At 63.5% G+C, this 12,921-nt stretch carries 13 protein-coding genes; 2 read left to right on the top strand and 11 right to left on the bottom strand.

What is annotated here, in order from left to right; genetic code table 11:
* Positions 1 to 121: 121 nt before the first annotated feature.
* Entirely contained in the window at positions 122 to 1,273 is a 1,152-nt protein-coding gene (mutY, locus tag AC1RKI_RS01940; protein ID WP_492794044.1) for an A/G-specific adenine glycosylase, read from the top strand.
* Positions 1,274 to 1,308: 35 nt separating this feature from the next.
* On the opposite strand, the gene AC1RKI_RS01935 is transcribed toward mutY, so the two are convergent.
* The 11 genes from AC1RKI_RS01935 to AC1RKI_RS01885 all read right to left on the bottom strand — a co-directional run bounded on the left by AC1RKI_RS01935 (position 1,309) and on the right by AC1RKI_RS01885 (position 10,696).
* Entirely contained in the window at positions 1,309 to 1,962 is a 654-nt protein-coding gene (locus AC1RKI_RS01935; RefSeq protein ID WP_150980147.1) for an LON peptidase substrate-binding domain-containing protein, read from the bottom strand.
* A gap of 58 nt (positions 1,963 to 2,020) precedes the next feature.
* Positions 2,021 to 2,896 carry an RNase adapter RapZ gene (rapZ, locus tag AC1RKI_RS01930; RefSeq protein WP_061957217.1) on the bottom strand — a complete coding sequence of 292 codons (876 nt, stop codon included), beginning with the start codon at positions 2,894 to 2,896 and terminating at the stop codon, positions 2,021 to 2,023.
* 119 nt (positions 2,897 to 3,015) lie between these two features.
* On the bottom strand, positions 3,016 to 3,348 hold the full coding sequence (locus AC1RKI_RS01925; protein WP_061957216.1) for a PsiF family protein: 333 nt from the start codon (positions 3,346 to 3,348) through the stop codon (positions 3,016 to 3,018).
* A gap of 212 nt (positions 3,349 to 3,560) precedes the next feature.
* Positions 3,561 to 4,532: an HPr(Ser) kinase/phosphatase gene (hprK, locus tag AC1RKI_RS01920; protein WP_008650955.1), complete on the bottom strand. Its 972-nt coding sequence runs from the start codon at positions 4,530 to 4,532 to the stop codon at positions 3,561 to 3,563.
* A gap of 61 nt (positions 4,533 to 4,593) precedes the next feature.
* Positions 4,594 to 5,049, bottom strand: coding sequence for a PTS IIA-like nitrogen regulatory protein PtsN (ptsN, locus tag AC1RKI_RS01915; protein WP_061957260.1), 456 nt, complete (start codon positions 5,047 to 5,049; stop codon positions 4,594 to 4,596).
* Between the two features lie 482 nt (positions 5,050 to 5,531).
* Positions 5,532 to 5,885, bottom strand: coding sequence for a ribosome hibernation-promoting factor, HPF/YfiA family (hpf, locus tag AC1RKI_RS01910; protein WP_019449655.1), 354 nt, complete (start codon positions 5,883 to 5,885; stop codon positions 5,532 to 5,534).
* A 50-nt stretch (positions 5,886 to 5,935) separates the two neighbouring features.
* Positions 5,936 to 7,417, bottom strand: coding sequence for an RNA polymerase factor sigma-54 (locus tag AC1RKI_RS01905; RefSeq protein ID WP_061957215.1), 1,482 nt, complete (start codon positions 7,415 to 7,417; stop codon positions 5,936 to 5,938).
* A gap of 132 nt (positions 7,418 to 7,549) precedes the next feature.
* The gene (gene lptB, locus AC1RKI_RS01900) at positions 7,550 to 8,350 is read right to left on the bottom strand and encodes an LPS export ABC transporter ATP-binding protein (protein ID WP_150980146.1); all 801 of its coding nucleotides are present in this window, start codon (positions 8,348 to 8,350) and stop codon (positions 7,550 to 7,552) included.
* Between the two features lie 19 nt (positions 8,351 to 8,369).
* A complete protein-coding gene (lptA, locus tag AC1RKI_RS01895) occupies positions 8,370 to 9,017 on the bottom strand; it encodes a lipopolysaccharide transport periplasmic protein LptA (protein WP_061957213.1) in 648 nt (215 codons plus the stop codon).
* Between the two features lie 65 nt (positions 9,018 to 9,082).
* Positions 9,083 to 9,709, bottom strand: a complete 627-nt coding sequence (lptC, locus tag AC1RKI_RS01890; RefSeq protein WP_061957212.1) for an LPS export ABC transporter periplasmic protein LptC — start codon at positions 9,707 to 9,709, stop codon at positions 9,083 to 9,085.
* Positions 9,710 to 9,712: 3 nt separating this feature from the next.
* Complete coding sequence (locus AC1RKI_RS01885; RefSeq protein ID WP_061957211.1) at positions 9,713 to 10,696, bottom strand: KpsF/GutQ family sugar-phosphate isomerase; 984 nt, start codon at positions 10,694 to 10,696, stop codon at positions 9,713 to 9,715.
* A gap of 160 nt (positions 10,697 to 10,856) precedes the next feature.
* On the opposite strand from AC1RKI_RS01885, the gene AC1RKI_RS01880 reads away from it, so the two are divergent.
* Positions 10,857 to 12,833: a monovalent cation:proton antiporter family protein gene (locus AC1RKI_RS01880; protein WP_061957210.1), complete on the top strand. Its 1,977-nt coding sequence runs from the start codon at positions 10,857 to 10,859 to the stop codon at positions 12,831 to 12,833.
* Positions 12,834 to 12,921 lie beyond the last annotated feature (88 nt).

The raw sequence follows: 12,921 nt of genomic DNA, 5'->3' as shown, positions 1-12,921 counted from the left end.
TTGCCCATATGCCTGTAGCCGAAGCGCTTGTGGCTTGCCCGCGCGCGGATCGCGCAACGGTAGTTGGTATCATGTGGCGCCGCCGTGCGAGCGGCGCCTTTTCTTTTCCCCGATCCCCGCAATGCCCCGCAAGTCTGCCGCTGTTCCCGTGGTCAACGAAGAGTCCGCCGTGCCGGCCGATTTCGGCATGCGCGTGGTTGCCTGGCAGCGCCAGCATGGCCGGCATGATCTGCCGTGGCAAAACACGCGCGATCCGTATCGCATCTGGCTGTCGGAGATCATGCTCCAGCAGACGCAGGTCGCGGCGGTGATCGAGTATTTCCAGCGGTTTATCGCGGCGCTGCCGACCGTCGCCGCGCTGGCGCAAGCCCCGGCTGATCAGGTCATGGCGCTATGGGCGGGCCTTGGCTACTACTCGCGCGCGCGCAATCTGCATCGCTGCGCCAAGGCTGTGATGGACGACCATGGCGGCGTTTTTCCTACCGATCCGGCGGTGCTCGTGACATTGCCCGGGATTGGGCGGTCCACGGCTGCCGCGATCGCGGCCTTCAGCGCAGGCGTGCGCACGCCGATCCTCGATGGCAACGTCAAACGCGTATTTGCGCGCGTGTTTGGGATCCACGGCTATCCCGGCGAAAGGGCGATCGAGACGCGCATGTGGGCGCTGGCCGAACAGGCGCTGCCGCCTGCGGGGCCAACCCAGGCCGAAGACATGGTGGCCTACACGCAGGGTTTGATGGATCTGGGCGCGACGATTTGCTCGCGCGGCAAACCGCAGTGCCTTGCAGATCCCGACGCGTGCCCGCTGTCGTCCGATTGCGTGGCGCGCCGCGACGGCCTCACCGCCGTGTTGCCCACGCCGAAGCCGCGCGCCGCCATCCCCGAACGCAGCACGGTGATGGTGATCGTGCGCCACGACAGGAACGTGCTGGTGCAGTTGCGTCCCGACAGCGGCATCTGGGGTGGGCTGTGGAGCCTCCCGGAAATCGCCGTGAACGCCGTGCCGTTCGATCCCGAGCTGGCCGAGGACGCCGCGCTGGCCATGGCGCAGCGCTTCGGCAACGCGGCGCGGGCCTATCTGGCTGGCGAGCTGACGCACGTCTTCACGCATTTCCGCCTGCTGATTCGCGCGATTCGCGTGGATCTCGATTCGGCCGCGCCGCATATTGGGAGCGACATTCGCTGGCTGTCGCTCGACGATCTCGATGCGCTTGGCACGCCCGCGCCGGTGCGACGTCTGCTCGAGGATCAGGCCAGGATCGGTTTGTTCTGAGCGTCGTCCGCACCCTGCGTGGCGGGCTTCGCCGCTCAGACGATATGGTGCTGGCGCATGAAGCGGTGGACGATTTCGATGCGCATGCCCGCGTCCGGCAATTCCATCAGCATCTGCTTGGCCTTGAGCGGGACGGGCAATAGTTCGCACAAGCGGTTGGCGACCCAGCTCGGATCGTCCCACAGGTACGGTTCGGCGAATGGCAGCCGCGACTTGTCCGGGAATTCGCTATGCATCGATGTAACGATGCGCCGCAGCGCCGCCAGGCATTCGCCTAGCAGTTCGAGCTTGCAGTCGATGACATCGTCGGCAAGAAGTTCCGCTTCGGCCACCAGCAGGCCGTCGTCGCGCGTGACATGCGACAGCACGCGAAACCGCTGGCGGCCGCGTGTTTCGATCAGCAGAACGCCAAGCTGCTCCATGTTGCAATCGACGATTTCCGCCAGGCAACCAACTGGCTCTGGCTGCGTCGGGTGGCCCGGCCGCGCCACTTCCTCGCCGCTGGCGATCAGGCAGACGCCGAACGGAGCGCCATCGCGCATGCAATTGCGCACCATGTCCACATAGCGCTTCTCGAAGACGCGCAGCGGCAGGCGGCCGTCCGGGAACAGGACAGTGTTGAGGGGGAACAGCGGCAGCGCATCCAGATTGGATGGAATCGGTGCGGTGTCGGCGCCAGGTTTCGACATGCTATGCCACTCCGGTGGCGGGACGGCGCAGGCGCGCCATCCTTCTCAGGTACGCGAATCAGCCGCTGTGGGCCATCTCGCGGTGTCTGACCAGCACATTACCATGCGCCCGGAAATAGTTGGCGAGTCTTTCGGCGATGAATACGGAGCGATGCTGACCGCCCGTGCAGCCGATGGCCACGGTCAGGTAGCTGCGGTTGTCGGCGATGAAACTCGGCAGCCACTTCTCCACGTAGGCGCGGATATCGTCGGCCATGGCAAGCACCATCGGCTGGCTCTGCAGGAAATCGATCACCGGCGCGTCGCGGCCCGTGAGCGGGCGCAGCGCAAGGTCGTAGTACGGGTTGGGCAGCGATCGAACATCGAAAACGAGGTCGGCGTCGCTCGGCACGCCGTGCTTGAAGCCGAACGACTCGAATAGCAGCGTCAGCGGCTGGCTGTCGTTCTGCAGCAGTTCCTTGATCCAGCTGCGCAGCACATTTGTGCGGACATTACTGGTGTCGATGCGGTGCGCCGATTCCGCCAGCGGGCTCAGCAGCGTGCGCTCCATCTCGATGGCTTCGATCAGCGACGTATCGTTGGGCGTGCCCGGCTGGCTGGCCGATTCGACGCGCGTGGAAAGCGGATGGCGGCGGCGCGTTTCGGAATAGCGCTGCACCAGCGCATCGGTGTTGGCGGTCAGGAACAGCACCTGCACCTGGTGATTTGCGGAAAGCTCGCGCACGGTGTCAGGCAGGCGGGCCAGCGATTCGCGGCTGCGAATATCGGTGGCGACGCCCAGATGCGTGTAGCCCTGGTCGGCCAGATAGGTCGTCAGATCGGGGATGAACTGTGCCGGCAGGTTATCGACGCAGTAGTAGCCCGCATCTTCCAGGACGTTCAGGGCGACCGACTTGCCGGAGCCGGAAATTCCGGTGATAAGAATGATCCGCATAGCGACGCAAGGATAGCACCGCGACGTGGCTGCGTCATGACAGTCTGTTGGAAGCAATCATGGCGAATCGCACAGGATTCGCCATGGTTACTAGAGAAAACTGCCAGTTTTGCCAGAAATCATGCAGCTGGCTTCGCGGACAGGCAGTCGCTCATGCTCTTCTTGTAATCGTCGCCTTTCTTGCCCTTGTTCTGCTTGCTGCAGGCGGACATCTTTTCCTGCTGGGTCTTAGGCTCGGCGGCGGCCGGGGCGCTACCCGACAGACAATTGCTCATGCTTTTCTTGTAGTCGTCGCCCTTCTTGCCCTTGTTCTCCTTGCTGCAGGCCGACATCTTTTCCTGCTGCGCCGTCTTTGCGGATTTTTCGGCGGCCGGAGCGGAAGCGCTCTGGGCAAACGCGCCCGTGGCGAACAGCGGGGTCACCAGCACACACATCGCGATCAGTTTTTTCATGCTTCTCTCCTGGCTGTGGAAACACATCGTGGCCGCGCGCCATGGTCGTGAGGGCTGGCTGGCGGTATCGGACTGGACTCGCGCCCATTACAGCACACAACGGCGCGCATCCCCAGGCCGTTGACGCGCGGCCCGCCAGGCCTTGTAAGCAAATGAAAACGCCCGCGTGGAGCGGGCGTATGAAAGATGCCGACGAGCGGATCGGCGCGGCCTCAGAGCAGTCTGCCCTGGCCGCGCGACACCACGTCGGCCTGCATGGCGGCGCGCTGGCGGTCCATGAAATCGCGCAATGTGTCGATGCCGCGCAGGCGCAGGATCGTGTTGCGGACTGCAGCTTCGACCAGCACGGCGAGATTTCGACCGGCCGCCACCTGGATCTTCACCATGTGGATCGGCAGGCCAAGCACGTCAAGGTACTGGGAATCGAGCGGCAGCCGCTCGAATTCGCCGTCGTTGCGGCGCACCAGCTGCACGACCAGCTTCAGCTTCATTTTCCGGCGCACCGCCGTTTCACCAAAGATCGTCTTGATATCGAGCAGGCCCAGGCCGCGCACCTCGAGCAGGTTCTGCAGCAGCGGCGGGCAGCGGCCTTCGATGAAATCGGGGCCCAGTCGCACGAAATCCACCGCGTCGTCGGCCACGAGGCCGTGCCCGCGCGAGATCAGTTCCAGCCCGAGTTCGCTCTTGCCGAGCCCGGATTCGCCCATGATCAGCACGCCCATTCCCAGAATGTCCAGGAATACGCCGTGCATCGTCACGCGCGGTGCGGAAATGCGCGACAGATACAGGCGCAGATGGTCGATCACGGCCGCCGACGACACCGGCGTCGTGAACAACGGCGTGGACGAGCGCGTGCAGCGCAATTCCAGGTCCGGCGGTGGCTCCATGCCATCGGCCACCACCAGGAACGGCGGCTCCAGCAGGATCAGTTCGCCCATCTGGCGCTTGCGCGGCTCGTCGTCAAGCCGCTGGTAATAAAGGATTTCGGGTTTGCCAAGCACCTGGATCCGGTTCGGGTGGATCAGGTTCAAGTGGCCGACCAGATCGGCCGCAGAGGTGGCTTCGCGGGCAAATTCGACGTCAAAGGCGCGATCGGCTCCTTCCAGTCCGGCGACCCACGAGAGTTTGATGTCGGCTGCGTTGTCGTCAAAGATCGACTGCGAGGTGACGCCGGTGAGTTCCATGCGGGATGACTTTCTGGAAGGGGACGGTGTGCTCAGGGAGCCGGAACGGCGAGCCGCGGGATCAGGGGTGCCATTCGGTAAGCAACTGGTGAACGGCCTCCGGCGTCGGCAATGTCGCCAGGCCCTCGCGCATTTCGCGGTCCGATAACAACTGGGCAATTTCCGAGAGGATTTCGAGGTGCTGCTGGGTGGCCTGTTCCGGCACCAACAGGAAAATCAGCAGCGATACCGGCTTGCCGTCGGGCGATTCGAATGGAATGGGCTCGGCCAGCCGCATGAATCCTGCCAGCGGTTGCTTCAGACCCTTGATGCGGCCGTGCGGAATGGCCACGCCCGCGCCGAGGCCGGTGGAACCGAGCGATTCGCGAGCGAAGAGATTATCCGTGACGGTGGCCCGGGCCACGCCATGGTTGTTCTCGAACAGGAGCCCGGCTTGCTCGAAGACGCGCTTCTTGCTGGTGACGGTGACGTCAAGGTTGATATTGCCGGGTGGCAACAATTTGGCCAAACGATTCATGGGCGATGCACGAGAAGTCAGGGTGGCGAACCGGCGCGCATGAACCGTCCCGCCGAATTGGGCAAACAGGATATCGAGTGCTATGGAATAGACGCCCGCATTGGAGCGTCCGGCCATTATAGAGCAGGGCTGCAGCGCACTTGTGCGATGCAGTGCCGGCGTCGCGTGTGGTGCCGCGATATTGCCAGCCGGTTTGCCCACCCGTTGGGTGCCGGCACATCGCAGGGTCATTCGCCTTGCGCTTTTCGCCGGACAGCCATCGGGACCGTTCTGCCGTTGTATTTGTATGGCGCAGCATACACCGAGCCGCGCGAGATGCGAACACCCCGGATGCATCAAATGCTGCTGGCCGTGGTTTCGCGGTAACGGACCGAATTTCTGCCTCGCCGAAACCCGGGAATCAAAAAAGCCGCGCAGATGCGCGGCTTTGCTCTCTTCCTATCGATCCTCTAAGGGGCAACTTTTAGTGCGTTGCCGCCGCTTTATTGTTGCTGTAGTTGCGCGGCTGCCATTTGGTACTTGACCGCCTCACGGTCGTGGCCTTGCACGCGGTCCTTGTAGCGGATCACTTGCCGATCGAGCTTGTCGACCAGACAGTCGATGGCCGCGTACAGGTCTTCGTGATGCGCTTCGACAAAGATGTCCTTGCCCTTGAGATGCAGGTTGATTTCCGCGTACTGACGCCGGTCCTTTTCCTTATGGTTATCGACAGATAGCAGCACACTCACGCCAATGACCTGATCGAAATGCCTGACAATTCGCTCCAGTTTCGTTTCCACGTACTCACGCAACGGCGGCGTGATGTCGAGGTGGTGTCCACTGATCTTGAAGTTCATAGCGCTTCTCCTTCTGAAAGAGCCGCACCAGGCAGGCGGTTGCGGCTCGGCTACAAAGACTTGCGGAGATTGACTGCGGGGATCTTCAGCGCTTCGCGGTATTTGGCCACAGTGCGGCGTGCAACCACGAAACCCTGCTCGCCCAGCAATTCGGCGATGCGGCTGTCGGAAAGGGGATTCCTGGGGTCTTCGGCTCCTATCAGTTGCTTGATCAGCGCGCGGATCGCCGTGGAGGAGGCCGCACCGCCCGTCTCGGTGGAGACGTGGCTGCCAAAGAAGTACTTCAACTCGAAAGTACCCATTGGTGTGGCCATGTATTTGTTCGTAGTCACCCGGGAAATGGTCGACTCATGTAAACCGAGTGTATCGGCAATTTCCCGCAAAACCAAGGGGCGCATTGCGATTTCCCCGTGCGAGAAAAAGTTCTTTTGACGCTCTACGATTGCCTGCGCCACACGCAGGATCGTATCGAAACGCTGCTGGATGTTCTTGATGAGCCACCGCGCCTCCTGGAGCTTCTGCTGCAGTCCCGCCGCACCCGCTTCGCCTTTTGCACCGCGCAAGATTTGCGCGTACATGTCGTTGATGCGCAGACGCGGCATGACATCGGGATTCAGGTGCGCAATCCACCCGTTTCCACTTTTGCGCACAAATACGTCCGGCACCACAAAATCCGCTTCCGGGCGGCTATAAGCATGCCCCGGATACGGCGCAAGCGACCGAATCAACTCATGCGCGGCCTTTAATGCAATTTCGTCAACCTGGAGCGCTTTCTTGAGCCGCGTGTAGTCGCGCACGGCCAGCAGTTCCAGGTGATGATTGACGATAGACAACGCCAACTCGCGCTGCGGATGCTTCAAACGCCGCAACTGCAGACTCAGACACTCAGCCGCGTTGCGCGCGCCCACGCCGGGCGGATCAAAGCTCTGCAGCAACGTCAGCATGGCGTGCACTTCATCGACTTCGAATTCGAGTTCCTCGGGGAGTTCCCCGCAGATTTCCTCGAGCGACGCGCTCAGGTAGCCGTCGTCGTCGAGCGATTCGATCAGGAAGATAGCCAGGCCCTTGTCGCGTACCGAGATTTTCAGCGGCGTTAGCTGCTCCATCAGGAATTCGCGCAGCGTGGGATCGGCCTCGCGCAATTGCATCGGCGTTTTTTCGTCATCGTCACCCTGCGGACGTCGCGCGAAATCGTCGAGGCTCCAGTCGCTGCCGTAGTCTTCGCCGCCGGAATCGCCGTAACTGTCGTCCTCACCACTTGCCTGGCTGTCCTGCCGATCGTCGCCATTGGCCTTGGGCTCCGAGGGAGCCGGCGCGGGTGCGCTCTGCAGGTTCACGGAGCCATCGGCCGACACCCGCAAGGGGCTTTCGATCCAGTCGTTTTCGCGTTCCAGCAGGGGGTTTTCCGTGAGGGCCTGCTCGACCTCTTGCTGGAGTTCCAGCGTGGAAAGCTGCAGCAGCCGGATCGACTGCTGCAGTTGCGGTGTCAGGGCAAGATGCTGTGAAAGGCGAAGCTGAAGCGAAGGTTTCATGCGACCTATTCTATGCGCATCTTTCCGATGTTGGAACGGAAATTGCTGTCGTCTATCGCTTCGACTTCGTGATCGCCAACGGCTAGTTGACGAAAGCGCGGGAAGATTTTCCGCGCTGTCGGACAACCGGCATTACATGCGGAAGTTTTCGCCCAGGTAGACGCGCCGCACGGACTCGTTGGCGATGATTTCCTCGGGCTGCCCGGCGGCCAGCACCGTACCTTCGCTGATGATGTACGCGTGGTCGCAGATACCGAGCGTTTCGCGCACATTGTGGTCTGTGATCAGCACGCCGATATTGCGTGCCTTGAGGAAACTGACGATGCGCTGGATTTCGCCCACGGCGATCGGGTCCACGCCGGCAAACGGCTCGTCGAGCAGGATGAAGCGCGGCGCGGAGGCCAGCGCACGCGCGATTTCCACGCGGCGGCGTTCGCCCCCGGACAGCGACAGCGCCGGATTATTGCGCAGATGCGCAATCTGGAGATCATCGAGCAGCGAATCCAGCCGGCGGTCGATCTCGGCTTTCGAGAGGGGCTTGCCGTTTTCGCGCTGCAGTTCCAGCACGGCGCGGATGTTTTCTTCCACGTTCAGCTTGCGGAACACCGACGCTTCCTGCGGCAGATAGGACAGCCCCATGCGCGCACGCTCGTGAATCGCCAGGCCGCTGATGTGCTCGTCGTCGAGCACGATATCGCCTTCATCCAGCGCCACCAGGCCGACGATCATGTAGAACGATGTGGTCTTGCCGGCGCCGTTCGGCCCCAGCAGTCCCACCACCTCGCCGCTCTTGACGTCGAGCGACACGTCCTTGACCACCGTGCGCGAGCCGTAGCGCTTTTTCAGGTGGCGCACGATCAGCGTGCTGCTGTCGGCGCGGACGGCGGATGCGGAAGACGGGGCAGAGGCGGCGAGCGTGGCGGTATCGTTCATCTGGGGCTGTCTGGGGCGTTCAGGGCTTGGCTGGCGTGTCGGAGGGCTTCAGGTTCAGCGGCGCGCCGGCCGCGGCGGGTGCGCTGGCGTCGGAGCGGGGCGAAAGCACGGCGCGTACGCGGCCCGACGAATTGCCGGCCGCGGTGTTGCTGTCGCCGCCCGTGGCGGTATAGAACTCGTTGCGGCTGTCGTACGTGATCACGGCGCCGCGGATTTCGTCGATGATCTTCGCGCCCACGCCCGACACGCGGGCCGCGCGCGCATGGCCTATCAGCTTGTTGATTTCCGACTTGCCGTCGTATTCGATGCGATCGCCCCAGCCGTCGATGTATTCGTCCACGCCGTCGCGCTTTTGCCGGATATAGGCCTGACGGCCGGGCTTGGCGGTGGCGATCGCGTACTGATACCCCTCGGGGTCGGTGCGCAACTCCGCGGCGTCCGACTTCAGGACCATGGTGCCCTTGGTCAGCACTACGTTGCCGGTGAGCGTGTAGATCTGCTTGACGTCATCGTAGCTGGCGTTGTCGGCTTCGAGCACCAGCGGCTTGCCCTGGTCGGCGCGTTCGGCTAACGCCGGCATGGCCAGCGTCAGGCCAAGGGCGGCGATTGCCGCCACCAGGGCGGGCGCGATGCGGCGACAGGACGATGTCGTCAAGGGAGCGGTCATGTTAGGGCGAGTGGTGAGATAAGGACGGCGGCGACCCTGCGGCGACGAAGCGCGGCGCCTGCGGATCATTGGGCCGGCGGCCGTCCCGGCGAATTCATGATGATGGTGCCGTGCACGTTACCCAGCAATTGTACTTCGCGGGTGACGTTGTTGAAGATCAGGCCGTTGGCCGTCATCACCGAGGGCCCGCGCGTCAACTGCACGGCCTTGTCGGTCTTGACGATGTCGTCGTTGACCAGCAATTGAAAATATTGCGACGCGGCGGTCATGCGCGGGTCCTTGGCCGGATCCACGCCGGCCTGGCGCACGATGAACGCATCGCCGTACAGGTCGATGATGGACCCTTCGGCGTTCATGACGCCGCGCTTTGCATTGGCCGTGACCGGCGGGCGATCGGGCTGGTACGCACGCATGGCCGGTGTGGTGACGTCGTAGGTCTGGTCGTCCTCGTAATGGATCATCTTCACGCCCGTGAAGCGTATCTTGGTGGAACCGTCCACGGCCAGTTCGGTCGCGGAGAAGTTTTCCATCCAGTAGTCGGGCTCGTGGCGCTTGATGCGCGACTGCTCGACATCCTCGCGTGGCGAATTCAGCTGTACCAACCAGAACGTGGCGCCCGCGACGATGGCCATCAGCAACAGCGGCAACAGCCGCAGGATCATGCCGGTGAGTCGGGACAGGAAGTCCTGCATTGCCTAGATGACCTTTGCGCGCGTCAGGTCATGAATATGAAGCGCTCCCACCAGGCGGCCGTCGCCATCGACGACCAGCAGCTGGTTGATGCGGTTCGTTTCCATGATCTGTACGGCTTCCACGGCGAGCTGGTCCTGATGCACTGTGCGCGGATTGCGATGCATGACCTCGCCGATCGGCACGGTCTTCCAGTCGCACGAAGTTTCCAGCAGGCGGCGCAGGTCGCCGTCGGTGAAGACGCCCACGGCGCGGCCGTCAGGATCCACCACGGCGGTCATGGCCATGCCCTTGCGCGTGATTTCCATCAGCGCCTGCGCCAGCGGCGTGCTTTCTCGCACTTCCGGCACGGCGTTGCCGCTACGCATGACGTCGCGGACATGGGTCAGCAGCTTACGGCCCAGCGCGCCGCCCGGGTGGGAACGCGCGAAGTCTTCCTCGCCAAAGCCGCGTGCGTCGAGCACCGCCACCGCGAGCGCGTCGCCCAGCGCCAGGGCGGCCGTGGTGCTGGCCGTCGGCGCCAGATTCAGCGGACATGCCTCCTGGGCCACGGCGCCGTCCAGGTGAGCGTCGGACAGCTTGGCCAGATTCGAAGCCGGATTGCCGGTAATCGAGATCAGCCCCGCGCCGATACGCTTGACGATCGGGATGATCGACAGCAGCTCGGCGGTTTCGCCGGAATTCGAGAACGCGATCAGCACGTCGTCACGCGTGATCATGCCGAGGTCGCCATGGCTGGCCTCAGCCGGGTGCACGAAGAACGATGGCGTACCGGTGGAGGCGAGCGTGGCCGCCACCTTGCGGCCGATGTGGCCCGATTTGCCGATACCCGAAACGACCACGCGGCCGGTGCAGGCAAGGATCAACTCGACGGCTTTGGTAAATGCAGGCGTCAGGCGTCCGGCCAGCGCGGAAACCGCGTCGGCCTCGATCTGAAGAGTGTGGCGGGCGAGCCGGAGTGCTCGATCCGCATCGAAATTGGCTATCATGGCGCTGGAGTATACCAACGAATGCGATGGCGTCTGACCGCGGCAATCCGACGCGCGGACCGCGACGACCGCCGTGCTTGCCGTCTTTTGCCGGCGGGGCGCAGATGCCGGCTCGGCGCGCGTGCCCGGCTGGTTCTTTCAAAGCTGCCGAACCCGCCGAATGCATTCTCCGCTGGAACTGACCCTTGTGCTGCTGGCCGCCGCCGTTTTCGGCGTGGTGGCCTTCCGCATGCTGCAACTGCCGCCGATGCTCGGATATCTGGCGGTGGGCATTCTGATCGGCCCTCACGCGCTGGGCCTGGCCAGCGACTCCGGGCAGACCAAATATCTGGCGGAATTCGGCGTGGTTTTCCTGATGTTCTCGATCGGGCTCGAATTCAGCCTGACCAAGCTGCGCGCCATGAAGCGCCTGGTGTTCGGGCTAGGCGCGTCGCAGGTCGCGCTGTCGATGCTGGCGGTGATCCCGGCCAGCTGGATGTTCAACTGGCTGTTTCCTCTGTCCTGGCAGGCTTCAGTGGCGCTGGGCGGCGCGCTGGCGATGTCGTCCACGGCGATCGTCGTGAAAATGCTGTCCGAGCGCGTTGAACTGGAAAGCGAACACGGCCGCAATATCATCAGCGTGCTGCTGTTCCAGGATCTGGCGGTGGTGCCGCTGCTGATCATCATCCCGGCACTTTCGCGCGATCCGGGCGACCTCGCCTATGCGCTGGGGCTCGCCACGATCAAGATCGTGGTGGCGCTCGGCGTCATTTTCTTCCTCGGCCAGCGCCTGATGAGCCGCTGGTTCCATGTCGTGGCCGCGCGCCGCTCGCAAGAGCTGTTCATGCTGAACCTGCTGCTGGTGACGCTGGGCATGGCCGCGCTGACCGAGCGGCTGGGGCTGTCGATGGCGCTGGGCGCGTTCATGGCCGGCATGCTGATTTCGGAAACGCCTTACCGCCATCAGGTGGAAGAGGACATCAAGCCGTTCCGCGACGTGCTGCTGGGGCTGTTCTTCGTCACCATCGGCATGTTGCTCAATATCCGCGTGGTGGTCGATCACATCTGGCTCGTGCTGGGCCTGCTGGTGCTGCCGATCCTGTTCAAGCTGCTGATGATCGCGGGGCTGGCGCGACTGTTCGGCTCGCGCCAGGGCGTGGCGATCCGCACCGGCCTCGGATTGGCGCAGGCGGGCGAATTCGGCTTCGTGCTGCTGAACCAGATCGATGGCATGGGGCTGGTCGATCCAGTGCTGATCCAGGTGATCCTGGCGTCGATGCTGTTGTCGATGCTGGCCGCGCCGTTCCTGATCCAATACAGCGATGCCATCGTGCTGCGCTTTGCCGCCAACGAATGGCTGATGCAGTCACTGAACATGACGCGCATCGCGGCCCAGAGCCTGCAGACCGAAAAGCACGCGATTATCTGCGGCTACGGCCGCTGCGGGCAGAACCTGGCGCATATGCTCGAGCGCGAAGGCATCACCTATGTCGCGCTCGATCTCGACCCGGATCGCGTGCGCGACGCCGCCGCCGCGGGCGACACGGTCGTGTATGGCGACGCCGGCCGCCGAGAATCGCTGATCGCCGCAGGCATCCATCGCGCCGCGCTGGTCGTGATCACCTATGCCAACACGCCGTCGGCCATAAAAGTGCTTCATCACGTACAGGAACTGGAGCCGGCAATGCCCGTGATCGTGCGCACGGTGGACGATTCCGAGCTCGACGCGTTGCAGAAGGCCGGCGCTACCGAAGTTGTGCCCGAAATTATCGAAGGCAGCCTGATGCTGGCGTCGCACGCGCTGGTACTGCTTGGCGTGCCGATGCGGCGCGTGGTGCGCGGCGTCCAGCAGGCGCGCGATGCGCGCTACAGCCTGTTGCGCGGCTACTTCCACGGGCGCGACGACGAGGAAGACATGATCGAGCGCGAATCGGTGCGCCTGCACGCGGTATCGCTGGGGGCCGAGCACACCGCGGTGGGGCGGCGGCTTGGCGCGCTGGCGCTGGAGCGGATTGGCGTCGAGGTGACGGCTGTGCGCCGCCGGGGCATTCCGGCCTTCGATCCGCAGCCGGAAACGGTGCTGGAACCGGGCGATATCGTCGTCATGCGGGGCACGCCGGAAGCGCTCGAGTCGGCCGAACAGCGGCTGATCGGCTGAACCGGGCGGGCCAAAACACGCGACCTGAATACGTGAACCCCGGCCAAGCGCGCCGGACCTGCGGCGCCGATGCGATCCACTGCGACGT

The organism is Cupriavidus sp. GW822-FHT06G04, assembly GCF_058799075.1.
Note: the sequence above shows the minus strand (reverse complement) of the source record. Positions and strands in the feature narration are given on the sequence as shown.